Origin of the sequence: Idiomarina aquatica (assembly GCF_003987185.1) — a bacterium.
Lineage (GTDB): Bacteria > Pseudomonadota > Gammaproteobacteria > Enterobacterales > Alteromonadaceae > Idiomarina > Idiomarina aquatica.
Genome location: NZ_PIPS01000001.1, coordinates 1,305,813 through 1,331,134 on the forward strand (window position 1 = coordinate 1,305,813; position 25,322 = coordinate 1,331,134).

The following is a 25,322-nucleotide window of genomic DNA, read 5'->3' on the forward strand; positions in this document are numbered from 1 at the left end:
GGGGCGAAATACCACTTCCGGGGTACTCGGCAACGCGATCTTTTGATGCACATCAAATTTTTGATCTCGGGACTCTGCTAATCTCAGCGCAAATTTTCTAGAAACCTGATCTAAGTCAAGCTGTCCATGGCCATATACAATAAACCCGAACTTCTTTGCCCAGCCGGTAACCCAAACGCAATGAAAATTGCGTTCGCTTACGGCGCTGATGCCGTATACGCTGGCGAACCCCGTTACAGCCTGCGGGTTCGCAATAATAGCTTCACCCTGCAAAATATGGGTGAAGCCATCCGCTATGCGCACGAGCTTGGAAAACGCTTTTATGTTGTCGTCAATATCGCACCACATAACGCTAAGTTAGCGAATTTTGTCGACCATATGTCGCAAATTGTCGCGCTCAATCCCGATGCACTGATTGTCTCAGACCCCGGCGTTATCATGCTGCTAAGAGAACACTTTCCTGAGCAACCACTGCACTTGTCGGTGCAGGCCAATACCATCAACTGGGCGGCGTTAAAGTTTTGGCAGCAACAAGGCATCGAGCGCGTCATCCTGTCACGCGAGTTATCGCTGAAAGAAGTCGCAGAAATGCGTCAACAGGTTCCGGATCTGGAACTCGAAGTTTTCGTCCACGGCGCACTGTGCATGGCCTATTCCGGCCGTTGCCTGCTATCCGGTTACATGAACAAGCGCGATCCCAACCAAGGTGCCTGTACCAACGCTTGTCGTTGGGGCTATCAGGTTCATGAAGCCCAAGAAGACTCGGTTGGCCAGTACGTGCCGCAGCCACAGCTTGACCCGGTATTGCTGGGCGATCCCAAACGACCGGAGGACTTAATGCTGCTGGATGAGGATCTGCACGGCAGTTACATTATGAATTCAAAGGATTTGCGCGCCGTTGACCTGGTCGGGGACCTGGTCAAGATTGGGGTGCATTCGCTAAAAATCGAGGGCCGTACCAAGTCGGACTACTACGTTGCCCGAACCACGCAAGTTTATCGCAAAGCAATTGATGATGCGGCAGCCGGAAAGGACTTTGACGAGCAATTGCTCAACGATCTGAACGGCATGGCAAACCGTGGCTTCACTCATGGTTTCCTGCAACGCCACTCCCCTCAGGATCTACAGAATTATCAGCGTTCCCATAGCGAAGGCGAACAGCTGTTAGTTGGACAAGTCGTTAGTGAGCTTGGCGACAGCCGTTATTTGGTCGAAGTCAAAAACGGCTTTCAGGTTGGCGATCAAATCTTGCTGATGTCACCGTCAGGTAATCAGTCATTTCGCCTTGAACAATTGCACGATGAACAAGGCAATTCGATGATTCGTGCGCCGGGCTCTGGCTATCGGGTGGTTGTACAGACATCTTTACCTTTAGCCGAAAGAGATATCCCTTACAGCCTATTGGTTAAACAGTGAGCAACTCATATGATAGTAATAAATGACGATTGTATTAACTGTGATATGTGCGTACCCGAGTGTCCTGTCGAAGCGATTGATATGGGCTCAGAACATTTTGAAATCAATCAGTCGCTCTGTGTCGAATGTGAAGGCTATTATGATCAACCGAGCTGTTATGCGGTCTGCCCTGTTGATGCCGTCGACATTACTAGCGATTAACGCAAACTAAGACTAAGGTAGACTCAAATGCAGCAATCACACAAAGCCCCAAAAGAGGTGGCCATGCGTAATCCAATTCAGTGTAATCAGTGCAGTATGCAATCCATTTGCGTACCTGCCGGCCTCATTCCGAGTGATGTTGATTTATTGGATAAAAGTAGCCGCGAGCCTCATGTGTACAACAAACGCGCCATGGTTTACAGCCCGGATCAACCGATGCACTCCCTGTTTGCTATTAAAAGTGGCTCAGTAAAATGTTACACCATTGACTCTGACGGCAAACAACAAATCACCAGCTTTCACTTAGCCGGTGACATCATTGGCATGGAGTCCATCGCTAATGGCGCCGCCGTTACCTACTGTGAAGCGCTGGAGACCTCGATGCTGTGTGAAATTAAGCTGAGCCGGCTGTTCGCACAAAACTTTTCCGGTGTTGACAAAAATTTGCTGCAATTATTGAGCAAACGCATTGGTCAACGTAATGCGCACTATTTAAACGTGGTCAACACAACGGCAGAGCAACGCGTGGCGTCGTTTTTGATGGCAATGGGCGATCATTTGCATGAACATGGGTTTTCCCGCTATGAGTTCCGCTTACCCATGACCCGTACCGATATTGCCAATTATTTGGGGCTTGCCGTTGAAACCGTCAGTCGCATTTTTACATCCTTTAAACAGCAGGGTCTGATCGAAACACAACAGTCTATTCTGACCATTAAGAACGTCGCTGAACTAAAGCAACTGGTCGCCTAACAACAGGCGCTAAACGCCGATAACAATAAACTCAGACGGAGGCATTTATGTCACAACCGGCATTTAACTGGGAAGATCCCCTAAACATGAACTCGCTGTTGAGCGAAGAAGAGCGCATGGTGCATGAAAGCGCCCGCCAATATGCGCAGGAAAAGTTAATGCCGCGAGTGTTAGAGGCCAATCGTCAGGAGATTTTTCACCGCGAAATCATGACCGAACTGGGCGACATGGGTCTGCTCGGTTCGACGCTACCGGAACAGTATGGTGGCGCCGGCGTTAACCATGTTTGCTACGGTCTTATCGCGCGTGAAATCGAGCGCGTCGACAGCGGCTATCGCAGCGCAATGAGCGTACAGTCCTCGCTGGTCATGCACCCTATTTATACCTTCGGTAGCGAAGATCAACGGCAAAAATACCTGCCGAAACTGGCCACCGGCGAGTGGGTTGGCTGTTTCGGCCTGACCGAACCCGATGCAGGTTCTGACCCTGCCAGCATGCGCACCGTCGCCAAAAAAACCGCCAACGGCTATGTCCTCAATGGCAGTAAAATGTGGATCACCAACTCGCCCATCGCTGACGTTTTTGTGGTCTGGGCAAAACTCGATGGCGAAATTCGCGGCTTTATCCTCGAAAAAGGCATGCCCGGCCTAAGTGCTCCTAAAATTGACGGCAAGTTTTCACTGCGGGCATCGATCACCGGTGAAATCGTGATGGACGGTGTTGAAGTTTCTGAACAACATATTTTTCCTGAGGTCCGCGGCTTAAAAGGGCCTTTCAGCTGTCTCAATAAAGCACGCTACGGTATTGCCTGGGGCTCGATGGGCGCCGCTGAATTTTGCTGGCATGCCGCACGTCAGTACACCCTCGATCGGGAGCAGTTTAACCGACCACTGGCAGCCAATCAGTTGATTCAGAAAAAGCTCGCGGATATGCAGACCGAGATCAGCCTCGGCTTATTAGCGGCACTGCAAGCCGGTCGCGAGCTGGATAATGGTTCGCTTAACCCTGCTTCTATCTCGTTGATTAAACGCAATAACTGCGGTAAAGCCCTGGATATCGCGCGGCAGGCTCGTGATATGCACGGCGGTAACGGCATCGCCGACGAATATCACGTTATCCGCCATGTCATGAACCTCGAAGCCGTGAATACCTACGAGGGTACGCACGACGTTCATGCGCTGATATTAGGTCGTGCACAGACCGGTATTGCGGCGTTTTAATCATCGACAAAAGGACTCATCGTTATGATGCGGACCGATTTCGAAGGCTGGCAAAGTGACTTTATCCAGCGTCTTGCCGATGCCGACCTACCAGCCGCTACCCCCACTGAGCCCGGCATATCAAATGCCATGCTCAGTGACTGGTACAACAGTCAGTTAACCAGTCGCTTTGCCGACCTGGAGTCGCGACGACTGCAACGGCAAGGACAAAGCTTTTACACCATCGGTAGTGCAGGACACGAGGCCAATGCCTGCGTCGCCGCAGCGCTTCGACCAACGGATCCGGCGTTTCTGCACTATCGCAGCGGCGCCTTTTTCTTACAGCGAGCGCGACAACAGCCGGGCTCCCACGCACTCTATGACTTGATGTTGTCGTTCTGCGCGTCCGCCGAAGATCCGATTTCCGGAGGCCGCCACAAGGTGTTAGGCAGCCTGCAACTCAACATTCCGCCACAAACGTCTACCATCGCTTCGCATTTGCCAAAAGCGATGGGAGCCGCGCACGCCATCGCCATGAGCCGCCGCGTTAAGGTTCAAGGAAACTGGCCGCAAGACTCCGTGGTACTGTGCAGTTTTGGCGACGCATCGTTTAATCACTCGACCTTACTGGGTGCACTGAATGCCACGGCCTGGGCCTCGTACCAAGGCATTCCGATGCCAATTCTATACGTTTGTGAAGACAACGGTATTGGTATCTCAACGCAATCGCCCAAAGGCTGGATATCGCAACGCCTACAGAGCATTCATCCGCTCCGTTATTTTTATGCTGACGGCCGTGATGCACAGCAAACCTATGTCATAGCCCAGACCGCTCAGGCCTACATTCGCAAAACCGGCAAGCCGGCCATTTTGCAGTTAAAAACCACTCGTTATTTTGGCCATGCCGGTGCCGATGCTGAGGTAGCCTATCGGGACAAATACGCGATTGCACAGGACTTTGAGAACGATGTGTTATTGCATACGGCATCCCAGTTACTTGCCCGTGGCGCACTGTCTCCTGCTGCTCTGGCACAGCATGCGCAAGACACCAAAGCACGCGTCCGGCGGGTCGCTGCCGAAGCGGCAACACGTCCTCGGCTTGAAGGCGCCAGCGCGATAAAATCAGCAATTGTGCCGAAACCACGAGCACAGCAACTACCGGTGCGCTCCGCGCAAACCATCAAGCAGGCGCTAGCCTTTGACCGCCGTAATCGCGGCACGCCACAACCCTTAGCCAAAATGCTCAACTGGGCGCTGCATGAGATCATGCAGGACTTTCCCCATGCGCTGATATTTGGTGAAGATGTGGCGAAGAAGGGCGGTGTATACCATGTGACTCATCACCTACGTGACCGCTTCGGTCCAAATCGAGTCATGAATACGGTACTGGATGAACAAAGCATACTCGGGCTGGCCATTGGTGCTGCCCAGCAGGGTTTCTTACCGATACCTGAAATCCAGTTTTTAGCGTATGTACATAATGCAGAAGACCAAATCCGTGGCGAAGCAGCCACACTGCCGTTTTTCTCTAACGGGCAATTCGATAACCCGATGGTTATCCGGATTGCTGGCCTTGCCTATCAAAAAGGTTTTGGCGGCCATTTTCATAACGACAATTCCTTTGCCGTCTTCAGAGACGTACCGGGCCTGATTGTGATGTGCCCCAGTAACGGCCGCGACGGTGCGTTGCTGTTGCGACATGCTACCGAGCTTGCACAGCGTGAACGTCGCGTTGTTATTATGCTAGAGCCGATAGCGCTTTATATGACCCGCGATCTTATTGACGAGGGTGACGGCAAATGGCTGTTTGATTATCCGCAAGCCGACGCACCGCTACCCGCCTTGGGTCAGCCCAGCGTGTCCGGGAGCGGTAACAAAGTGGCGATCATCAGCTACGGTAACGGGGTATACCTCAGTCACCAGGCGCGCGAACACCTGCAAGCCGATGACCAGCTACGGATTATCGATTTGCGTTACCTGATTCCGCTGGATATGCCTCAGGTTATGGCAGCCGTCGGCGATTGCGAGCACATTCTAATCGTTGATGAATGTCGACAGCGCGGTTCTCTTAGCGAAGAAATCATGACCTACTTACTGGAACACGACAGCGCCAACCGCCCGGTCAGCCGGATTACTGCGGATGATAGTTTTATACCTTTGGGGCGTGCCGCATATGACGTATTACCCTCCGCAAGCGCAATCGCTGAAAAACTAAAAGCATTAGGAGTCGTCCCGGCATGAACAACGCCAACAAGCCCACTGCCATTGTCGTCTGCCCTGGTCGAGGCGGTTATAACAAACCGGAACTGGGTAGCATCACGCGTAAGCATCCGCTCCAGACTCAGCAACTGCAGGCTTGGGATAACGCCCGTAAAGCCGCATCTGCAGCAACCGTCAGCGAACTGGACCAGGCCGCCAGGTTCGACTTTAAACAGCATTTACACGCAGAAAACTCGGCGGCACTTATCTACGCCGCCGGCTACCTCGATTTTATGGCCTTAGAGCGTGACTACGAGGTGGTCGCGATAACCGGTAATTCAATGGGCTGGTATACCGCGTTGGCATGCGCTGGGGTGTGGGAGCCGACCCGGGCAATGACGATAGTCACCGATATGGCACGTAATACCGCCGATGCTAAGGGTGCCCAGCTTATTTTTCCACTGGTAGATAGCAACTGGAAACCCCTGCCGGCTTATCATCAGGCCGTACAGCAAGTGCTTCAGCAACATCCGCAAGAGCTGTTTGAATCCATTCATTATGGGGGCTATATCCTGCTTTCCGGGACCGAACATGCGATACAAGCAGCCGCAGCATCGTTACCGCGGGTGGACGAACGTTTTCCATTAATTCTGCCGGGGCATGCCGCTTTTCACTCTCCCCTCATGGGCGAAGCGGTGAACCGAGCATTGGCGCACTGGCCTGTGGACGAATTCCGCCAACCGCAGCGACCATTGATTGATGGCCGGGGCGTCATTTGGCAGCCTCCGGCCGTGGACTTGGGGCAATTGCGTGACTACACGTTTCATCATCAGGTTGCCGAAACCTACGATTTCACTCGTGCGTTACAGGTCAGCATTAACGAATTCGCACCCGACAACATTGTGCTGCTGGGGCCCGGTAACAGCCTTGGTGGTGCTACCGGGCAAACTCTGGCGGCGATGGGCTGGCGCGGTATCAATGATAAAGACAGCTTTACCCGCGAGCAGGAACAGGGACGCGCCCCGGTCGTCAGTCTTGGCTTAGCGTAACCTTTCAGTGCCCTATCGGAGGCGGGTTTACGGCGCGGCTAGCAAATGCCGCGCTGGTTTAAATGTTCTTTATAGGCCATATCACTGCCCATAATGTGACGCGTTAACCAAGCTTTCACAAACTCAAGTAGCTCATCAATCACATCTTCATTGTTATCAACCCGCTGTTTGAATCGCATCACGTCATTCACTAAATCTTGATGCTTTTGTTTATGCGCATCAAGATCCGGATAGTTGTGACGCTCCATCAACAGTTCCTCATAGTTGAAGTGCGTTGCCGTATAATTGATCAGTGAGTTAACCAGTCGCTGCACAGCATGGCGATCGCCACCACGCTGCTTTAATCGGAACAATTCATTGGCAATGTATATCAACCGCTGATGCTGACGATTAACTTCGGCGATGCCGACGTCAAGTTTATCACTCCACTCGATTAATTTATCCTGCGCATTAATGCGTTCTGCGATGACAGCGTCTTCGATGTAATAACGATCGCCCAGCGATTTAATTTCACCGCCAAGGGTGGTCAGTTGAGCGGAACTCTCCAAGGCCTCTTGCGATCGTTCATCCACCACCCTGGCACTGGCGGACAGTGACTTTATGGTGTCTTCAATATTCAGGGTTACCGCCGATTGCTCCTCGGCAGCTGAAGCGATTTGGGTATTAAAATCGTTAATTATGCCGACATTATGAACGATCTCGCGGAGTGATTGGTCAGCGCTTTCTGCGTGTTCAACGTTATCCGCGGCCAATGCTTTATTGGATTCCATACTGCTGACGGCATTTTGGGTATTGTGCTCGAGCTTCGTGATGACGCGTTGTATTTCACCGGTTGATGCCTGTACCCGCTGCGCCAGCTGCCGCACTTCATCGGCCACAACGGCAAAACCGCGTCCGGATTCACCGGCACGGGCAGCCTCAATGGCCGCGTTCAAGGCGAGCAAATTAGTTTGATCGGCAATGTCATTAATGGTTAATAACAACTTACTGATCGCCTGGCTGTCCTCCGACAATGAGCGAATCACCTGTTGCGACTCACTGACATCCTGTTCCAGTTGTTTTATCGCGGTAACCATAAGGTCAACTTTTTGTTGTCCCTGCTGCGCAGACCTTAAAGTATTGTCAGCTTCCGTCGCCGCTTTTTGCGTCGACTCAGAGACCTCACTGATGGCGGCCGTCATCTGCTCTACTGCAGCCGCTGCACTCTGCATTTGCGCTGCCTGCTCGGTCGCTCGCTCGGCGAGTTCGCGGATGGCGGTATAATTTTGCTCTCCCAAATCATCCATACCACGACTGGATGCTCTGATTGCATCAACGGAGTAACTGGTTTCGATGGCGATCGAATTGAGGTAATCACTGATACGTCCCAATTCGTCGTTACTGTAACGCTCACCTAAGCGGTTCAAGTCACCGTTAGCCAGCGATTTAGCCATGCTGATATTACCAGCCACAGAGCGGTAAATGCCAAAGTACATGCTGGTAAACAATAACAATTGCACCAGCACCATTACGATCAATAGTATCAGGTTCCAGCGCACCACCCAGGCCAGATCCGACAGCCGTTGTTGTTGAATCTGCTGATACAGGGGAATGGCTTCATCATATAGCGTGTAAAGACGATTAATGGAACCGGTTGCCTGTTCAAAATAGACGTCGCCCGAGAGGTTTCGCGACTGCAGTAAGCCAGCGGCGCGCTGCTCAAATTCCGTGAGTGCGGCCAGCGCTGACTGCCCTTCCAGTTGTTGCTTGCCGACGCGATATTGATTCAAAATCTGCAAACTGTTCGCGAGCGTTTTAGTGCGACTCGACAGTGCTGCCTGTAACGTCATTAACCGTTGTTCGGTCAGTGCATCTTGCCGGCCGTTCAACCAAGCAGCCCCCAAGCCGCGCAGCTGCGCGGTCAGTTCAATCACCTGAGGTAGCTCATCGGTACTTAACATCGCCACATACAAGGCATCCAATTGATCTTCCAACAACTGGTTTGAATGGCGGGCAAGGTAGCCCAATTGCGTTTGAATCAATCCAATGAGACCGCTGAAACGGTCAAATTCAGGACGGTTACGGGCTTCTCGCCAGGCTTGCTCGAGGGTTTGTAGCTGATCTGCCGGCAGTGGCTGACCACTTTGCTGATTAGCCACAGAAAGCCGTTGTAGTTGTTGCTCAATTTGCTGCTGCAACGGTTGCAGCCGTGAATCCGCCGCTCCAGAACCCGATAAGCCCCGATATTCGGCGACGTTCTCCATTAACTGCCGCAGCGGCTGCCACAGCTGTGCAGCCTCCAACTTAAGCTGCACCTGACGTTGCTGTTGCCACGCGTCTTTCACCATCAGGCTACTGAGCCCAATCAGCGGCAAAAATAGCGTTACGCCAATTAAAATAAATTTCCGACGAAAGCTCAGGCGATTAAAAACACGCTGCAACGGACGGGTTAGCGAGTCTAAAATTGCCATATACTCTTCCTTTTATGCGTCGTTAACCGCAACATCCAGGGCGATGCGGATCATGGTATCGAAAGAACGCTCGCGTTCTTCACTAGATAGTTGTTGGTGGGTAATAAGATGGTCAGAGACCGTCAGAATCGCGAGTGCCTGTGCCCGATGACGGGCGGCGACGCTGTATAGACCGGCCGCCTCCATTTCTACCGCCAATATGTGTAAGCGGTTGAGCATCGCCGTTAACTTACGGTTCGGATGATAGAAGCTATCGGTAGAAAAGACATTACCAACACGAGCATCGACGCCTCGTTTACGAGCACTGGCGGCGGCAGCGGTCAGTAGCTCAAAGTCGGCAATGGCGGCATAATCATAACCACCAAATTGCAAGCGGTTAGCATTAGAATCCGTCGACGCGCCGGCCGCTAACACCAAGTCATTTAACCCAAGCTCTGGATCGGTTGAGCCGCAGGATCCCACACGAATTAAACGGCGCACGCCAAATTCCTTGATCAACTCTTCGCTGTATAGCATACAGCTCGGCATCCCCATACCGGTACCCATCACCGACACCCGCGAGCCCTGATGGCTGCCGGTGTAAGCCAACATATTGCGCGTACTGTTAATCAGCTCAACATCCGTTAGGTAAGTCTCGGCAATAAATTTTGCTCGTAACGGATCGCCCGGCAATAAACAGGTGGACGCAAATTGTTCAGGTTTTGCTTGAATATGTGGTGTTGTCATATAATATGTTTTTACCTTAATTGTATTTTGTGAGCCTACAGCCCTTGGCTACATAGCAAAGAACAGTAACTGAAATAGCAGTATTAGCGCTTGATGCAGATCAATCCAGTGCACAAGAACCAGTCAACAGGTATAGCGAACGGAGTGAGTAGAATATGAGTGTCGAAAAAGCGGTGATGGCATTTGCGGGGTTTATGGTGCTGCTGTCGGTAGCACTCACCTATTGGGTACACCCATACTTTGTATGGTTAACGGTGTTCGTCGGTGCCAACTTGTTTCAACAGTCGTTCACCGGGTTTTGTCCTGCCAGCATGGTCATGAAAAAGCTGTTTGGGCTTAAGACTGAGCGCGAGCTGGCAGAACATGATCGTTAACGTCGTTTGCGGGCGCGTTTTGCGCGACGTTGCCACCATAGGTAAGTACCGGTGATCGCGAGTAATAGCGGTATCAACCCGACCAGACTCCAGATCACCTTGCTGACCCAACCGCCAAAGGTTCCGAAATGCAAGCGACGGAAACTGTCGAGCACTTTCGGCAAAGCGCCTTGTTCATTCAGATTATAGGTGCTCTGATAAGCGCCGCTATGCGGGTCAAAGTTCACCACACTGCCGTAGTTGCTCAACAACGGATTATTGGTCGGTGCACGCCCAAATACCGTAAAGGGTAGCTCTGGCTCGTATGGAAACAGCAAATAAGTCGGCTTGAACGCATCGATTTTTTCCCGGCTCTGGGCAACCAGCTGGTCAATGTTCAGATCATCCGCATACAGACGTTCCTGCATGATGTGATGTTCTTGGCCGGTACTGTGTTCGATGAATTCCTCGTAATAAATGATGGCACTGTAATAGCCACCGGTAATTCCCAATACCAACAATACCGGGGATGCCAATGTGCCAGCCATTTTGTGCAGATCACTGAATACCACCAACAGCCGTTGGTTCCAGCGTAAGGTAAACACCCTTGCCCAGAACCGGCGATAAATGATCAGTCCTGAGGTACCCATAAACACCAGAAACAGCGCCAGCACGAAGCTGATAATCAACCCCAGGTGCTCATCCAGACCATCGATGTCATTCAGCAACAAGGTGTAATGAAGCTCCACCAACCAGTCGGTAAGATAATGTCCTGAACTCGTTGGCTCACTCTGCAATTCACCGGTGTAGGGGTTCAGATGCGCTTTACGCCACTCATCGGTGCCCTTTTGGATCACGAATACGCGATCCGCTTCGGGATGACCCGCCGGAAAAATCTCCCAGCTACCGATTTCGTAGTCCGGCAATTGCTGATTCACTCTCGCGGTCAGCTCGTTTAATGACAGTCGCTCACGGCCATCGGCCTCGACCAGAGCAACATCGGGAATCAACCAGCTGTCAATCTCGGTCTTAAACACCAGGATACTGCCGGTCAGGCTTACAACGAGAAACGGGATCATAAAAATGATCCCGGCCCAGCCATGAATTTTATGCAGTTGCTTTTTCATGGTTTAAAAGGAGTAACTCAACGTTGCCGAATAGTTCGCCGGCGCCCCATAGAAGCCCTGTGCCCAGTAAAGACTGTTCAGGTATTTTTCATCCGTCACGTTGTAGCCATTCACTCGTACCGACAACGCATCGTTGATTTGCCAGCTTGCCATCAGACCCAGCAAACCATAAGACGGTTGCTTAGTCACAATAACATCGCCGGCATTGTCATACATCGGCCCGACCACGCCCTGCTCACGTGAAATATCGTCCTGCCATTGATAAGTTAAGCCCAGTTTTACCGCCGGCATCTGCGGCAACTGATACGTTAACGCCGTACGGAACAGTTTCTCTGCGGTATAATCTTCAACCAGTTGGTCGCCGTCAATGTCGAATACCGTGGCAGATACCATACCCTGAAGACCTTCAGCCAACTGTCCGGACAGTTCCAGTTCCAGACCTTGACTGTTAATGCCGTCAGCGGCGCGGTAAACCGGCTCTGGTACACCCGTCTCCGGGTTAATGGCTTCACCGTCGCTCACCGCCAGGTTTTCCTGGTCGATGTGGAAGTAGGCCAGGTTCAGCAGAGCTTTGTTATCAAACAAGTCGGTTTTTAAGCCGATTTCTGAGTTCTTGCCGGTCAGCGGATCAATGCGACGGAAGTCGCGGTCGCGTTCGGTTTGAGCCAAGAACGTTTCGGTATAAGATGCATAAGCGGTCAGCGCATCGTTTACCGCATACGTTAAACCGAGATACGGAATAAACTGTGCGTCATCACGTGACTGATCGACGCCATAACCGACACCATCGGTGGTAAAGTCGTTGTAACGACCGCCAATCAACAATTTAGCCTGGTTAGACAGCGACAAACGTGCCTGCGCATACACCGCCTTTTGGGTGTTGTCGATGACACTGCCGGCCGCGCCATCGGTGAATTCAGGCAGCGGTGTATTGCCATCCCAGTCTTTTAGCGACGGCATTACCGGGAAGCCGAGACCAGTATGAAAGTCATACAGCGAATGGTCGACATAGTCGAGCCGTGCATAGTTAGCACCGACCACCAGCTCATGCAGTTGCCCCCATGCGGTAAATGAGCCGCTGGCGTATACGTCCAACGTATCTTGTTCGTCATCCAGATCGTATTCACTGCCGTAACCAAGCAAACCCAAACCGGTTTCGGGATCAAGACCTGCCTGAGCATCCATTAGGTACGTATAAAACAACAGGCTGTCTTCGTCGGTACGGACTCGATTGTATGCCGCGCGAAGTGTCCAATTGTCTGATAACGCGGTTTCCACGTCGATGAAACTGCGGCTCTCATCAACGCCCCACTCTGACCAGTCGGCCGCCACGTTTGTTGATTCATCAAAATTGGTGGGGGTGCCGTCGCCATAATAGAGGGTCAATGCACCCCACATATTACCATCGGTATGGCTGCGGTGCTCACTGTGACCCACCGTCAGTAGCGTGCTGTCCGATACGGCAAAATCAGCCACACCATAGAACACTTTGGTGTCGTTTTCGTAGCGGTCAATATACGACTCACTGTTATCAGCCGCAGCCACTACACGGGCGCGCACCCGATCACTCAGCTTGCCCGAAGCATCAAGCTGCAGTCGTTTACCGTTCCATGACGCTAACGATGCGTCCACCTCCAGGTGCGTTTCCGACGTTGGACGCTTACGCACCATATTAACGGTGGCCGAAGGACTGCCGACGCCCGTCATAATACCATTGGCACCATGAATCACTTCAACGCGCTCGTACAGCGCCGTGTCGATACGTCCGTGGGTGTTATTATTGATCAGCGGTAATCCAAGACCGTCAATCTGGAAGTTATTCAGCTCAAAACCGCGCGACGTGTAATACACTCGGTCGGTTTCCACATTTTCAACGTTTACCGCAGCAGAACTTTCCAACACCGAGTTAATGTCATCCAGGCCGAAGTCCTCAATTTGCTCACGGGTGATGACGGTCACCGCCTGCGGCGTTTCTTTTAACGACAGACCGAGCTTAGTTGCACCGTCAGCTTCTGAGCTACGGTAGCCTTCCTGTTTCTGGCCAGTAACTTTCAGACGTTCAATGACTTTATCGGTTTGTTGTGGTTGTTCTGCCAGTGCTGACAATGGCAAACCTGCACAGACAAGTGCTACAGCGATGGATGAAAGCTTATTCACGGGCAACCTCGTTTTGTTCAATTTGATGGCGCGGATGATAATGTATATGAGAATGATTCGCAATAGTAAAGTTAACTGCTACATTATGCCGCATCCCTGATGTCGTCGTTTTTCGCCATAATTGCCGCTTAAAAACTCACCGAGTGGCTGTTATGCACAAAGGTTATCTATCACTTGCACTACTATACAGCGTGCCGCTGTTTGCCCAGGAAAAGCTGTCTAATACGGATGAATACATTACGATTATCGGCGAGTCGATGCTTGCTCCGGGCGTCTATGAAGTCGATGCCAAACAGCCTCGCCAGCCGCTCCCCGCTCACGATGGCGGCGACTTCTTAAAAACCATTGCCGGCTTTTCAGCCAGCCGCAAAGGGGGAGCCTCTGCCGATCCGCTGTTTCGCGGTATGGGCGCTTCGCGGCTGACCATTGTCAATGACGGTCAGATGTTACAAGGCGGATGCAGTAACCGTATGGATCCCCCGACGGCCTATATCAGTCCACAAAGTTACGACACGATTCGTATCGTCAAAGGGCCGCAAACTGTTCGCTATGCCGGAAGTGCGGCAATTATTGAGTTCGAGCGAGAAGCGTTAGCCTTCTCTCAGCCCACGTTCGAAGGATTTTTAAACCTAACCGGAGCCAGTTACGATCGGGCAAATGCCAGCAGTGAGCTGATTGCGGGCAATGCGAACGGTTATCTCAAAGCCAACCTCACCACCGCGACAGCCGGTGACTACGAAGATGGCAACGGCGTTGCATTGAACAGTGAATACCAACGCTGGAGTTCGGATATTGACGTTGCCTGGACACCGTCTCAGGATCATACCCTGACGCTGAGTTTGGGGGCCAGCGACGGCGAAGCCGCCTACGCCGATCGGGCGATGGATGGGGTTAAATTTGCCCGCAGAAGTACCGCCATTCGCTATGAGGTCAGCGGCGATAAGCAACTCCGCTCTGCCACAGTCGCGGCCTATTTTAATCACATCGATCATGTGATGGATAACTACTCGTTACGTGAATTCCGTCCATCCATGATGATGCCCCAAGCAACCGCCCGTAACCCTGATCGCTACGCTCGTGGCGCCAGAATCGAGAGCGAATGGCAACTCGCCGGTGCGCAAATCACGCGACTCGGCGCTGAATACCATCAAAATGTACATCGCGACCGCATCAGTCGAAACCAACTGGACATGCCTTATCAAAACATGCCACGCCAGCCCGATGCTGATACATCGCAGTTCGGTGTTTTTGCCGAACAGCGCATCCCCCTGCCGGCAGCGTACTCGATCAATGCCGGTTGGCGCTGGGATCAGTGGCGCTTAACCGATCGCCGTCAGGTGATCGGCACAATGATGACGTCGCAAAACAACCCGACAGTCGATCAGGTCAACGCAGACGACTTATTCAGTGGCTTTATCCGGCTCGAGCAACAATTAGACAGCGGCTATTGGTATGCCGGCTGGGGGCAGGCCGAGCGGTTTCCTGACTACTGGGAAACCATCGGTAATAACCGCAGCTACCTCGGCAGTCCATCCGCGTTGTTTCTGAAGCCGGAAACGAACCAGCAATGGGATATCGGATGGCATTATAATCACTCGTCGCTGCAACTGGACGCATCACTGTTCTTCGCTAACATTGCTGATTTCATCTTACTTGAAGAAGGCGCCGCCATGATGCCGGACGTTGTGCGAAATGTTGATGCGCGCAGTTGGGGCGGAGAAGCGACGGGTCGCTGGCAAGTCAGCCAAGCCTGGAAATTATCCGCGACCGTTGCCATAACCCGGGGTAAAAATAAAACCGACGATCAATACCTTCCCCAGCAGCCGGCCGATGAGCTTAGAATCGCCAGTGAGTATCAACATAGCGACCTGACCTATGCCTTAGTCTGGCGCCTGGTCAAGCAGCAGGATCGCGTTGATATCGGGTCCGGTAACGTTATCGGCTACGATTTTGCCAGCACCAGCGGCTACGGCATAGTATCGGCCAACATCAGCTGGGCCATCGACAAAGACTGGCAATTGGCCGTCGGAGTCGATAACCTGTTTGACAAAGTGTATGCCGAACATGTGAGCGGCAGCGGTGCTACCATTGCTGGCTACCAACAAACCGAGCGGGTCAATGAGCCAGGCCGGGTGTTGTGGTTACAATCCAACGTATATTTTTGAAGCCATTTAACGAAGTAACTCATGCTGACCTTTTTAGCGGCCCTGTACCGTCGACACAGTACCTTACTCCTTGTTGCGGCCATGCTCATCGATATTGCTATCGGCAACTATGTGATTGCCATGAGCGGCGGTATCAGCAACCCTTTTTCGACGTTATTGCTGATTTATGTGGTGTTAGCCGTACTGTTGCTGGAGTGGTTGCCGTCACTGATCGTTCTGGCCGCCAGCATGCTGGCTCAGGTTGCTCAGTTATGGGCTCATCAATGGTTAAACCTGACCCTGGATCAACATCACGGTATGGGGCCAGAATTCGTCGCTCATGCACAAGGCATGGTGATCAGTTTTGTTATCGCGGCACTGATTATCTGGGCATCCAGCCTGTGGCTGAAAACACGCTGGCAACAGTCCCGTCATTTGTTGCAAAAATTGCGCGAACGCCAGTTGCGCGACGAACAACTGTTAACCATCGGTTCTGCGGCCGCGCAGCTGACTCACGATCTGGCAACACCGGTGCAAACGCTGCAGCTGTTGCATGAAGAATTCCGTGAACAGGCACCCCATCTCGACTGGTCGTTAGCCGACCATGAGTTGAACCGGATAAGTCATTCCTTAAAGCAATGGCGGCAGGCGTCTGATGATGTGCGCCAGCGCCGTCGACATCACTTCACAATCAGAGACTTTATCAACCAGATCAACCAGTTACTTCGCGTCATCACGCCCGAGTCAAACATTACCTGGCAGGTCCGTGACGACACTCAAAATCAGCCATTAGTCTGTGACAGAACGTTAATTCCGGCGATCGCCAACCTTATTAATAATGCCATTGAAGCGTCAGCGGAGCCTGGCATTGACGTCACCGTATGCACCGAAAAGAACACCGTGCATTGGACCATCATCAACACGGTCGATCCCTCACATCCGCTGGCAAAAAACTTAGGGATAGCATTACAGGCAAGCAACAAAGGCAGTGGCGTGGCTGCCGTAATCAGTCACGCCACGATTGAACGCCATGGCGGTCAGGTTTGGTGGCGTTGTGCCAATGATCTTGCCTACACCGAAATTTTCTTACCGCTCGGCACCTCGACACCCCGTGAGTACCCACATGACGATTAAGCACTCAATACTGCTCATTGATGATGACTCAAGCTTCTGCCAGGTGTTAAGCCGACGGCTCGAACACCACGGTTATTCAGTCGATGTAATACACAGTGGTGAAGAATCACTTACCGCAACCACGGGCCCTTACGATGTCATCCTCCTGGATATGATGTTAGGCAATGAGAACGGCATCGAATTCATTGAGCCGCTTATGACTAAACACCAGCCGCAACAACTTATCGTACTGACCGGTTACGCCAGTATCGCGACAACCGTCGAAGCGATCAAACGCGGTGCCACGGATTATTTGGCCAAGCCGGTAAGTAGTCGCGAGATCATCGAACGGCTGGAAGGCAAGCCCCAGAATCTGCCCGACGATCCACAGCCCTTGTCTCCCGCACAAGTGGAGTGGGAGTATATTCAACGTGTGCTGCAACAAAATCAGGGCAATATCTCAAAAACTGCAAGAGAACTGGGTATGCATCGCCGTACCTTACAACGCAAACTCGCCAAGAAACGCCCTAACACATAAAAAAAACCGCCAGCGGAAAACCCGTGGCGGTTAGAGCATCTTCCCTAATGCATGCCCTTAATTTTAACTCGAGAGCAACGAGCTGGACTTGTTTCGTCTATGGCGTTTCTTAAAAGGTGTAACGTAAACCGACCATCGCAACGTAAGGGTCGATCTGCACGTCAACGCTTTCAATGGTATTACCGTTTAAGCGCACATCACCGGTGGTATCAATGTCAATCTTGCTGACCATAAAATGCACACCCCAGTCATTGTTAACTTTAACGTTTACGCCGGCCTGAAGCGCCAGTCCCCAACTGTTTTCAAGCGCTAAATCGACGCTATCATCAGTGCTGGCCACGCCAGTAGCAACCAGCAAGTTCTTCACTTCCGGAGAAACCTGGTCATCAAAGAAGGTCGTATAGTTGGCACCGACACCGACAAAAGGCTTGAACATGTCGCTGCCAATATCAAAGTGATACTGAGCCAGCAAGGTTGGCGGTAAATGTTTGGTGTCACCGATTTTTACACCCGCTAAAGAGCCGGTGCCGGTGATATCGTGACTGAAAGGTGTGGCAGCGACGAGTTCGATGACCCAGTTGCTGTCCAGCGCGTAATCAAAAGTTAAACCCAACTGAGTATTGGTATTAACGCCAACGCCGGTACTGTTAGCATCGAGTCCAGCAACACTTTCGACAACATTGAGCGCACCACTGCTATCATCTGGCATTACGCTGATGGCACCAACATTGACCGAAAAGTCGTTCGCCAGCGCCGAACCACTCAATAGCCCGAACAATACACCTAGAGATAAAATCGAACGCTTCATGGGTAACTCCTTGTGGTTGAATACCCATGAAGCTTATAAGGTTTTGCGTTTGATCAATTTGATCTAGATCATTTTTATCGGCGGTTATACTTCAGCGTTGTGATAAATATTTTGTACATCATCACAATCGTTCAGCATATCCATTAAGCGCTCAAACATTGGCATGTCTTCTTCGCCAATTTGCGTTGTGACGTGTGGCAGGAATTGAATCTCATCGGTGTCGAAATCGATATCTGCAAAAGCACCCGTTAGTGCCTGACGAGCCGCAGCGTACTCAGTATGCGGCGCAAACACCGTCACGACGCCATCCTCGAATTCAACGTCTGTAACATCGACGTCGGCTTCCATCAATGCTTCCAGCACCTCGTCTTCGCTGTCGTGTTTAAACGAGAAAATCGCACAGTGCTCAAAGGAGTGCATCACACTGCCTTGTTCACCGATTTTGCACTTACTTTTGGTAAAACAGTTTCGGACTTCACCAAAGGTGCGGTTCGGGTTATCGGTCAGACATTCTACGATAACCATACAGTTACCCGGGCCGTAGCCTTCATAGCGCGCCGGAGAAAAGTCTTCACCGGCACCACCTTGTGCTTTATCAAGCGCCTTTTCGATAACGTGCGATGGCACCTGATCTTTTTTCGCCCGGTCAATTAAGCTGCGCAACGCCAGATTCGCTTCTGGATCCGTTCCGCCCTGTTTACCACAGACATAAATTTCACGACCGTAGCGACTATAAACTTTGCTTTTAGCAGCTGCGGTTTTAGCAATCGATTCTTTTCGGTTTTGAAATGCGCGACCCATAACGTGTGTCTCTTTAATTTTTATTCACAGCAAAAAAGAGCCTGAATTTTACACATGCTGAGGTATTCGGTCTATTAAAAACACCCAGTGGCTTATGTCCGTTGTGCAATCCAAGCCTGTAGTTGAGTCGCTGACATCGCTCCGGCCTGTCGGGCAATTTCCTGGCCATCTTTTATCAGTAGCGTCGTTGGAATACTGCGCACCGCATATTGTTGTGCCAGATGGGGTTCGGTTTCGGTACTGATTTTTAAAAACTGAGCGGTGAACGGCAGTTGCTTTGCCGCTTGTTCAAAATGCGGCGCGTATTGTTTACAGGGTCCGCACCAACTTGCCCAAAAATCGACAACTAAGGGCATGTCTGCCGTTTGGTGTGCACGAAACTCATCGCTATTAACAACGATGGGTTCGCCCGTAAACAGCGGTGATTTACATTGTCCGCAGACCGCGCCGGCCTGAATTTTTGTTCGTACTACTCGGTTTTTCTTGTGACATGCGGGACATGCCACGATCATACTGTCTGACATTAAGACGCGTTTCCTTTTGCTTTATCGGTCGATACACCGAGCAATTTGTAGAGCAGGCAGAATTTAAAAACGGCCGTGGCCAAAATAATAGCGCCTAAAATCCACCAGAAATTGCCCGCCATTACCGACCAAACGATAATGGCGATACCCACAATCGCTCGTAAAATACGATCAATACCACCAACATTTGCCATAATAAAGCTCCTTGATCAAAACGTGACCCATAAAGTCTGTCTTTAACGTAAGTGTAGTACGCATTTTTAAGTCGGGTAAAAATTATCGCATGATAAATTTAGATTTTTCTCAACGCGTTGTCATAAACACCCAACAGCAGCCGTGGAGCCCCAGTCCAGCCCCTGGTGTTCGCCGCAAGCTATTGGAGCGCGAAGAAGCTGAGCGCGGCCGTGCGACCAGCATTGTTGAATACGCCGCCGGCGCGTCATTTAAGACCCATCAGCACCCGCTGGGTGAGGAAATCCTGGTACTGGACGGTGTGTTCTCCGATGAACACGGTGATTATCCCGCCGGAACCTATTTGCGCAACCCGCCCGGCAGTGCTCATGCTCCGTTTAGCCGAGAGGGTTGTAGGTTGTTGGTAAAACTGCATCAGTTTCGACCGGACGATGGAACCTCGGTACGGGTAGATACCCACAACAGCGAATGGCTTCCTGGTCAGGGCGGACTTGAAGTGATGCCACTCCACAGTCATGGAACCGAGCACGTTGCGCTGGTTAAATGGCCAACGAACGAAGTGTTCAAACCCCATCGCCACTTGGGCGGTGAGGAAATTTTCGTGCTGTCAGGAGAATTTTGTGACGAGCATGGCCGTTACCCTGCCGGCACCTGGATCCGTAGCCCACACTTGAGCACCCATCATCCGTTTGTCGAGGAGGAAACCATTATCTGGGTGAAAACGGGACACTTACCCATAGATCGGTAGCACCTGATGAGTAGGCTTTAAAGCGACATTTCGATGGATTGTGCGTATAATACGCGGCCAATTGCCCAAAGCCTGATTGGCCTGCTTCAGATAAAGTTGAGTGTTTTAGTCAGGTATTTTATAATAGAGGGCATTCGCAAGTTAGTAAGGTGGTCATCATGAGCGAACAAATTGATCAGGCGCTTAAGCGCAAATACGATGCTGGCTTCGTATCTGAAATCGAGTCAGAGACGTTTCCGCCTGGGTTAGATGAAGACGTCATCCGCCGTCTGTCGGCGATGAAAGACGAACCAGAGTGGATGACAGAGTGGCGCCTGCAGGCGTATCGCAAATGGCTGAAAATGGAAGAGCCCGACTGGGCCCATGTCGACTATCCGAAAGTCGACTACCAGTCCATTTCTTATTATTCAGCGCCGAAAAGCATGAAGGATAAACCCAAATCCCTGGATGAGGTTGATCCTGAATTGCTGCGTACCTACGAAAAACTTGGTATTCCTCTGCATGAGCAGGAAATGTTGGCCGGCGTGGCCGTTGATGCTGTGTTCGACTCGGTTTCTGTGGTCACCACCTTCCGCGAGAAACTGGAAGAAGCCGGCGTTATTTTCTGCCCGATTTCGGAAGCGATTAAGAAATACCCTGAGCTGGTTAAAAAGTACTTAGGCACTGTTGTACCTAAAGGTGACAACTACTTTGCGGCACTCAACAGCGCGGTCTTTACCGATGGTTCCTTTGTGTACATTCCTAAGGGTGTACGCTGTCCGATGGAACTATCCACTTATTTCCGAATTAACGAGCAGAACACTGGCCAGTTTGAGCGTACGCTGATTGTTGCCGAGGAAGGCAGCTACGTCAGCTACCTTGAAGGTTGTACTGCACCTCAGCGCGACGAAAACCAATTGCACGCCGCGGTGGTCGAGCTGGTTGCGTTGGATGACGCTGAGATCAAATACTCGACGGTTCAAAACTGGTATCCGGGTGACGAAGACGGTAAAGGCGGTATCTACAACTTTGTGACTAAGCGTGGTCTTTGTGAGAAAAACGCCAAAATCTCCTGGACTCAAGTAGAAACGGGATCGGCCGTAACCTGGAAATACCCAAGTTGCATCTTGAAAGGTGACAACAGCGTCGGTGAATTCTACTCGGTTGCGCTGACTCGCGGTAAACAACAAGCCGATACCGGCACCAAAATGATTCACTTGGGCAAAAACACCAAGTCGACCATTATTTCGAAAGGTATTTCTGCCGGACGCAGTAATAATGCCTACCGCGGTTTGGTACGAATGGGCCCGGGCGCAGAAGGCGCTCGTAACTTTACCGAATGTGACTCACTGTTGATTGGTGATCAGTGTGGCGCTCACACATTCCCGTATATTGAAAGCAGCAACCCAACCGCGATCGTCGAACACGAGGCAACCACCTCGAAAGTGAGCGACGACCAATTATTCTTATGTCAGCAACGAGGCCTGGACCCTGAAAAAGCCGTCTCAATGATTGTCAATGGCTTCTGTAAAGAGGTGTTCCGTGAACTACCTATGGAGTTTGCCGTAGAAGCCGGTAAGTTGCTCGAAATCAGTCTTGAAGGTTCAGTGGGGTAAAACATGTTATCAATTAAAGACTTGCACGCACGTGTAGAAGATACAACGATTCTTAAAGGGCTTAACCTGGACATTAAACCAGGCGAAGTACATGCAATTATGGGCCCTAACGGTGCGGGCAAAAGTACGCTTGGCTATGTTTTGTCAGGCCGTGAAGGCTACGATGTAGAAAGCGGCAGCGCAGACTTTGACGGCAAAGACTTGTTCGATATGGAAGTTGAAGAGCGCGCACAGGCTGGCTTATTCCTGGCTTTCCAATACCCTGTTGAAATTCCTGGCGTCAGCAATATGGAATTCATGAAAGAGTCGGTTAACGCCATGCGTGAAGCACGCGGTGAAGCGGCGCTCAGTTCAGCAGAATTTCTGAAAAAAGCAAAAGAAGCCTGTAAGCAAGTAGAACTGCCTCTGGATTTCCTGAAACGGGGTGTCAACGAAGGCTTTTCAGGCGGCGAGAAGAAACGCAATGAGATCATGCAAATGATCATGCTGGAACCTAAGTTGGCCATTTTGGACGAATCCGACTCCGGTCTGGACGTCGACGCTCTGCAAGTCGTCGCCAAAGGGGTGAACAGCCAACGTGACGGTAAGCGCAGCTTTATCGTTGTCACCCACTACCAACGTCTGCTGGACTATATCGAACCAGATTATGTGCACATCCTGTCAAAAGGCAAGATCGTGAAAAGTGGTGGTCCGGAGCTGGCTAAAGAAGTCGAAGCCTCTGGTTATGCATGGTTAAAAGAGGGAGAAAGCGCATGAGTCAATGGTTAGCCCACGTTATTGAGCGTGCTGCCAACGTTGACGACTGGCTGTCTCCGGTACGCGCCAATGCGCTTGCCGAGCTGAAGCAAAAACAATGGCCAGGACGTCGCACCGAGGCATGGCGCTACACGTCACTGCACAAAGTCGCCGATCTGGCGCTGAAAACCAGCAGCCAGGCGGTCGCTGAAGCGCCTCAGGTCAATGGCTTGAACAGTATCGATTTAGTCTTTGTAGACGGACGCTTGAGCACCGATATTGCGCACTTGCAGTTGCCGGAAGGCATCCGCATTGCGGCTTTGGATGCCAAGAGTGACGCGGCAGAAGCTTTGTTTGCGAACATCAAGCCAGCGCACCACTTATTCGGTTTAGTGAATGATGTACTGGCGCAACAAGGTATCGTTATCGATGTCGCGGAAGGCGCTCAGGTTGAGCAGCCGATTCGAATCGTCAATGTCTCCACTAACGGTATCGAATCGCATCAGCGTACGCTGGTACGTGTTGGTCAGGGTGCTAAAGCAACCATAATTGAACACGGTGTCGGTAACGAGCAAAGTCTCAATACCGTATTTGCCGAGTACGACATCGCTGATCGAGCCAGTCTCGAGCATTATCGTCTGGCGCTGCAGGAAGACCAGGCCATCCACGTTGGCGGTAGCCATTTCCGGCTACATAATGAATCAAAGCTGAACAGCACGCTGGTCGGTTACGGTTCACAACTGACGCGTCTGGACGTTGATATTGAGCATGCCGGCGAGCATGCCTTTGCCAAATTCAATAATATTTACTTACTGGCGCCGCACGAGCATTTTGATTTGCACAGCACCATTGAGCACGCTCAGCCGAATGGCACCACCGAAGAAAATGCCCGTGGCATCATCGGTGATAAAGCCAAAGCCGTGTTCAACGGTCGTATTCACATTCACCGCCACGCCCAGAAAACGTTGGCGGAACTCAACAACCGCAACCTACTGTTGTCACGCGGCGCACAGATTAACACCAAACCAGAGCTGGAAATCTATGCCGATGACGTACAGTGCGCACATGGCGCAACGGTTGCCGAAATCGACGAAGAAGCCCTTTACTATATGCTGACGCGCGGTATCGATAAACAGCAGGCACTGGTGATGCTCAACTTCGGCTTCGTACAGGAACTGCTGTTCCAAATGCCGAATAAAGCTCTGGCCGACTGGTTACAGCCGATTTTGCGGCAGCGTTTTGAGCGCATGATGGAGCAAAAATGACCTTAAACGTTGCCCAAATCCGTGACCAATTCCCGATACTGAAGCGTCAGGTTAATGGCCAGCCATTGGTTTATCTGGACAATGCCGCAACCACCCAGAAACCGCAGGCTGTTATCGATGCACTGGTGGACTATTACACGCAGTGCAACTCGAACGTACACCGCGGTGCTCACTATTTATCGGATGAAGCAACCAAGCGCTACGAAGCCGCTCGCAAAACCGTTGCCGCGTATATTAATGCCGGTCGCAGCGAAGAGGTTATCTGGACCAGTGGTACAACCGAGGGCATTAATCTGGTTGCCAATGGCGTTGCGCAACGTTTAAAAGCCGGCGATGAAGTCCTGGTGACGGAGATGGAGCACCATGCTGACTTAGTCACGTGGCAACAAGCCTGTAAACGCTCTGGAGCGACCTTAAAGGTGGTTCCCATTCACGACAGCGGCGAACTCAACGTCGATGCGTTCCACCAGTTATTAAGTGATAAAACCGCGTTTGTGGCGATGCCTCACGTTTCTAACGCGCTGGGTACCATTAATCCAATTAAAGAATTGACCGCGGCCGCCAAAGCCAAAGGCGCTTTAGTGCTTATCGATGGCGCTCAGGGCGTTGCTCACGGTGCCATCGATGTGCAGGACATTGGTTGCGACTTTTATGCGTTCTCCGGTCACAAGCTGTTTGGCCCAACCGGTATTGGCGTATTATGGGGACGTTACGACGTACTGGCGGAATGGCCGGTGTGGCTGGTTGGCGGTGAGATGATTGCTACGGTGAGTTATCAGGATGCAACCTGGGGGGAGTTACCAAACCGCCTCGAGGCCGGCACACCTAACATTGCCGGCGTTATCGGTCTGGCCGCAGCGATTACCTGGTTACAAGGGCTAAACGCCAAAGATATCTGGGCCCATGAGCAAGCATTGCTAAAGCGTGCTACCGAGCTTGCCGAACAAACTCAGGGCTTGCGCATCATTGGCACTGCACCGAACAAAATTGGGGTACTCAGTTTTGTGATTGAGGGTATACACCCTGCCGATATCGGCTTTATTCTGGATAAACAAGGCGTTGCGATCCGCACCGGCGATCATTGTGCACAACCGTTGATGAAACGTCTCGGTGTACCGGGCACGGCACGCGCGTCTTTCTCTATTTACAACACCATGGACGATGTTGAAGCGCTCTTTAAAGCCATCAACAAAGCCCAAATGATGTTGGCTTAACGACGGGAGGATAGT

Annotated in this window: 23 protein-coding genes; 15 read left to right on the top strand and 8 right to left on the bottom strand. The window is 51.5% G+C overall.

Annotated elements, in window-relative coordinates; genetic code table 11:
• Positions 1-126 precede the first annotated feature (126 nt).
• From trhP to CWE23_RS06065, 6 genes are read left to right on the top strand one after another with little or no spacing between them, the layout of a single operon-like run.
• Positions 127-1,416, top strand: a complete 1,290-nt coding sequence (gene trhP / locus CWE23_RS06040; protein ID WP_105305381.1) for a prephenate-dependent tRNA uridine(34) hydroxylase TrhP — start codon at positions 127-129, stop codon at positions 1,414-1,416.
• A 9-nt stretch (positions 1,417-1,425) separates the two neighbouring features.
• Complete coding sequence (locus CWE23_RS06045; protein ID WP_105305380.1) at positions 1,426-1,617, top strand: 4Fe-4S binding protein; 192 nt, start codon at positions 1,426-1,428, stop codon at positions 1,615-1,617.
• Between the two features lie 27 nt (positions 1,618-1,644).
• Complete coding sequence (locus tag CWE23_RS06050) at positions 1,645-2,370, top strand: helix-turn-helix domain-containing protein (RefSeq protein WP_241970540.1); 726 nt, start codon at positions 1,645-1,647, stop codon at positions 2,368-2,370.
• Positions 2,371-2,417: 47 nt separating this feature from the next.
• Positions 2,418-3,590 carry an acyl-CoA dehydrogenase gene (locus CWE23_RS06055; protein WP_105305379.1) on the top strand — a complete coding sequence of 391 codons (1,173 nt, stop codon included), beginning with the start codon at positions 2,418-2,420 and terminating at the stop codon, positions 3,588-3,590.
• 24 nt (positions 3,591-3,614) lie between these two features.
• On the top strand, positions 3,615-5,810 hold the full coding sequence (locus CWE23_RS06060; RefSeq protein ID WP_241970541.1) for a thiamine pyrophosphate-dependent enzyme: 2,196 nt from the start codon (positions 3,615-3,617) through the stop codon (positions 5,808-5,810).
• Positions 5,807-6,817, top strand: coding sequence for a malonyl CoA-ACP transacylase (locus CWE23_RS06065; RefSeq protein ID WP_126819753.1), 1,011 nt, complete (start codon positions 5,807-5,809; stop codon positions 6,815-6,817). The genes CWE23_RS06060 and CWE23_RS06065 overlap by 4 nt, the downstream gene beginning before the upstream one ends.
• A gap of 38 nt (positions 6,818-6,855) precedes the next feature.
• On the opposite strand, the gene CWE23_RS06070 is transcribed toward CWE23_RS06065, so the two are convergent.
• Positions 6,856-9,267 (bottom strand): bacteriohemerythrin, encoded by a 2,412-nt coding sequence (locus CWE23_RS06070; RefSeq protein WP_105305377.1) that lies wholly within the window; start codon positions 9,265-9,267, stop codon positions 6,856-6,858.
• Between the two features lie 12 nt (positions 9,268-9,279).
• Complete coding sequence (gene deoD / locus CWE23_RS06075) at positions 9,280-9,993, bottom strand: purine-nucleoside phosphorylase (RefSeq protein ID WP_105305376.1); 714 nt, start codon at positions 9,991-9,993, stop codon at positions 9,280-9,282.
• 155 nt (positions 9,994-10,148) lie between these two features.
• On the opposite strand from deoD, the gene CWE23_RS06080 reads away from it, so the two are divergent.
• On the top strand, positions 10,149-10,367 hold the full coding sequence (locus CWE23_RS06080; protein WP_105305375.1) for a YgaP family membrane protein: 219 nt from the start codon (positions 10,149-10,151) through the stop codon (positions 10,365-10,367).
• On the opposite strand, the gene CWE23_RS06085 is transcribed toward CWE23_RS06080, so the two are convergent.
• Positions 10,364-11,473, bottom strand: a complete 1,110-nt coding sequence (locus tag CWE23_RS06085; RefSeq protein WP_126819754.1) for a PepSY-associated TM helix domain-containing protein — start codon at positions 11,471-11,473, stop codon at positions 10,364-10,366. The two genes, CWE23_RS06080 and CWE23_RS06085, sit on opposite strands and share 4 nt — an antisense overlap.
• Before the next feature lie 3 nt (positions 11,474-11,476).
• Positions 11,477-13,630 (bottom strand): TonB-dependent siderophore receptor, encoded by a 2,154-nt coding sequence (locus tag CWE23_RS06090; protein WP_241970543.1) that lies wholly within the window; start codon positions 13,628-13,630, stop codon positions 11,477-11,479.
• A 152-nt stretch (positions 13,631-13,782) separates the two neighbouring features.
• On the opposite strand from CWE23_RS06090, the gene CWE23_RS06095 reads away from it, so the two are divergent.
• From CWE23_RS06095 to CWE23_RS06105, 3 genes are read left to right on the top strand one after another with little or no spacing between them, the layout of a single operon-like run.
• Positions 13,783-15,795 carry a TonB-dependent copper receptor gene (locus tag CWE23_RS06095; protein ID WP_126819755.1) on the top strand — a complete coding sequence of 671 codons (2,013 nt, stop codon included), beginning with the start codon at positions 13,783-13,785 and terminating at the stop codon, positions 15,793-15,795.
• Positions 15,796-15,816: 21 nt separating this feature from the next.
• Positions 15,817-16,908 (top strand): histidine kinase, encoded by a 1,092-nt coding sequence (locus CWE23_RS06100; RefSeq protein ID WP_126819756.1) that lies wholly within the window; start codon positions 15,817-15,819, stop codon positions 16,906-16,908.
• Positions 16,898-17,425, top strand: a complete 528-nt coding sequence (locus tag CWE23_RS06105; protein WP_105305370.1) for a response regulator transcription factor — start codon at positions 16,898-16,900, stop codon at positions 17,423-17,425. The genes CWE23_RS06100 and CWE23_RS06105 overlap by 11 nt, the downstream gene beginning before the upstream one ends.
• 109 nt (positions 17,426-17,534) lie before the next feature.
• Here the strand turns inward: CWE23_RS06105 and CWE23_RS06110 are convergent, their stop codons facing one another.
• From CWE23_RS06110 to CWE23_RS06125, 4 genes are all read right to left on the bottom strand, one after another.
• A complete protein-coding gene (locus CWE23_RS06110) occupies positions 17,535-18,233 on the bottom strand; it encodes an OmpW/AlkL family protein (RefSeq protein ID WP_105305369.1) in 699 nt (232 codons plus the stop codon).
• Positions 18,234-18,317: 84 nt separating this feature from the next.
• Positions 18,318-19,034: a YebC/PmpR family DNA-binding transcriptional regulator gene (locus CWE23_RS06115; RefSeq protein WP_105305368.1), complete on the bottom strand. Its 717-nt coding sequence runs from the start codon at positions 19,032-19,034 to the stop codon at positions 18,318-18,320.
• A 92-nt stretch (positions 19,035-19,126) separates the two neighbouring features.
• Complete coding sequence (gene trxC / locus CWE23_RS06120; RefSeq protein WP_105305367.1) at positions 19,127-19,558, bottom strand: thioredoxin TrxC; 432 nt, start codon at positions 19,556-19,558, stop codon at positions 19,127-19,129.
• Positions 19,558-19,752 (bottom strand): YgaP family membrane protein, encoded by a 195-nt coding sequence (locus tag CWE23_RS06125; RefSeq protein ID WP_241970544.1) that lies wholly within the window; start codon positions 19,750-19,752, stop codon positions 19,558-19,560. The genes trxC and CWE23_RS06125 overlap by 1 nt, the downstream gene beginning before the upstream one ends.
• An 89-nt stretch (positions 19,753-19,841) precedes the next feature.
• Between CWE23_RS06125 and CWE23_RS06130 the strand changes: the two genes are divergently transcribed.
• From CWE23_RS06130 to CWE23_RS06150, 5 genes are all read left to right on the top strand, one after another.
• Entirely contained in the window at positions 19,842-20,498 is a 657-nt protein-coding gene (locus CWE23_RS06130; protein WP_126819757.1) for a cupin domain-containing protein, read from the top strand.
• 158 nt (positions 20,499-20,656) lie between these two features.
• The gene (gene sufB, locus CWE23_RS06135; protein WP_105305364.1) at positions 20,657-22,093 is read left to right on the top strand and encodes a Fe-S cluster assembly protein SufB; all 1,437 of its coding nucleotides are present in this window, start codon (positions 20,657-20,659) and stop codon (positions 22,091-22,093) included.
• Positions 22,094-22,096: 3 nt separating this feature from the next.
• Positions 22,097-22,849, top strand: a complete 753-nt coding sequence (gene sufC / locus CWE23_RS06140) for a Fe-S cluster assembly ATPase SufC (protein ID WP_105305363.1) — start codon at positions 22,097-22,099, stop codon at positions 22,847-22,849.
• Positions 22,846-24,093, top strand: a complete 1,248-nt coding sequence (gene sufD / locus CWE23_RS06145) for a Fe-S cluster assembly protein SufD (protein WP_126819758.1) — start codon at positions 22,846-22,848, stop codon at positions 24,091-24,093. Before sufC ends, sufD begins: the two co-directional genes overlap by 4 nt.
• Entirely contained in the window at positions 24,090-25,307 is a 1,218-nt protein-coding gene (locus CWE23_RS06150) for an aminotransferase class V-fold PLP-dependent enzyme (RefSeq protein ID WP_105305361.1), read from the top strand. Before sufD ends, CWE23_RS06150 begins: the two co-directional genes overlap by 4 nt.
• Positions 25,308-25,322: the final 15 nt, after the last annotated feature.

Bases quoted from the DNA above. Each gene is read 5' to 3' on its own strand.
- CWE23_RS06080 (WP_105305375.1), top strand. From the start codon at position 10,149: ATGAGTGTCGAAAAAGCGGTGATGGCATTTGCGGGGTTTATGGTGCTG.
- CWE23_RS06055 (WP_105305379.1), top strand. From the start codon at position 2,418: ATGTCACAACCGGCATTTAACTGGGAAGATCCCCTAAACATGAACTCG.
- CWE23_RS06130 (WP_126819757.1), top strand. From the start codon at position 19,842: ATGATAAATTTAGATTTTTCTCAACGCGTTGTCATAAACACCCAACAG.
- CWE23_RS06110 (WP_105305369.1), bottom strand. From the start codon at position 18,233: ATGAAGCGTTCGATTTTATCTCTAGGTGTATTGTTCGGGCTATTGAGT.
- CWE23_RS06065 (WP_126819753.1), top strand. From the start codon at position 5,807: ATGAACAACGCCAACAAGCCCACTGCCATTGTCGTCTGCCCTGGTCGA.
- CWE23_RS06115 (WP_105305368.1), bottom strand. From the start codon at position 19,034: ATGGGTCGCGCATTTCAAAACCGAAAAGAATCGATTGCTAAAACCGCA.
- CWE23_RS06045 (WP_105305380.1), top strand. From the start codon at position 1,426: ATGATAGTAATAAATGACGATTGTATTAACTGTGATATGTGCGTACCC.
- sufB (WP_105305364.1), top strand. From the start codon at position 20,657: ATGAGCGAACAAATTGATCAGGCGCTTAAGCGCAAATACGATGCTGGC.
- CWE23_RS06125 (WP_241970544.1), bottom strand. From the start codon at position 19,752: ATGGCAAATGTTGGTGGTATTGATCGTATTTTACGAGCGATTGTGGGT.
- CWE23_RS06105 (WP_105305370.1), top strand. From the start codon at position 16,898: ATGACGATTAAGCACTCAATACTGCTCATTGATGATGACTCAAGCTTC.
- CWE23_RS06070 (WP_105305377.1), bottom strand. From the start codon at position 9,267: ATGGCAATTTTAGACTCGCTAACCCGTCCGTTGCAGCGTGTTTTTAAT.
- trxC (WP_105305367.1), bottom strand. From the start codon at position 19,558: ATGTCAGACAGTATGATCGTGGCATGTCCCGCATGTCACAAGAAAAAC.
- sufC (WP_105305363.1), top strand. From the start codon at position 22,097: ATGTTATCAATTAAAGACTTGCACGCACGTGTAGAAGATACAACGATT.
- CWE23_RS06150 (WP_105305361.1), top strand. From the start codon at position 24,090: ATGACCTTAAACGTTGCCCAAATCCGTGACCAATTCCCGATACTGAAG.
- CWE23_RS06095 (WP_126819755.1), top strand. From the start codon at position 13,783: ATGCACAAAGGTTATCTATCACTTGCACTACTATACAGCGTGCCGCTG.
- CWE23_RS06050 (WP_241970540.1), top strand. From the start codon at position 1,645: ATGCAGCAATCACACAAAGCCCCAAAAGAGGTGGCCATGCGTAATCCA.
- CWE23_RS06060 (WP_241970541.1), top strand. From the start codon at position 3,615: ATGATGCGGACCGATTTCGAAGGCTGGCAAAGTGACTTTATCCAGCGT.
- trhP (WP_105305381.1), top strand. From the start codon at position 127: ATGGCCATATACAATAAACCCGAACTTCTTTGCCCAGCCGGTAACCCA.
- sufD (WP_126819758.1), top strand. From the start codon at position 22,846: ATGAGTCAATGGTTAGCCCACGTTATTGAGCGTGCTGCCAACGTTGAC.
- CWE23_RS06085 (WP_126819754.1), bottom strand. From the start codon at position 11,473: ATGAAAAAGCAACTGCATAAAATTCATGGCTGGGCCGGGATCATTTTT.
- CWE23_RS06100 (WP_126819756.1), top strand. From the start codon at position 15,817: ATGCTGACCTTTTTAGCGGCCCTGTACCGTCGACACAGTACCTTACTC.
- deoD (WP_105305376.1), bottom strand. From the start codon at position 9,993: ATGACAACACCACATATTCAAGCAAAACCTGAACAATTTGCGTCCACC.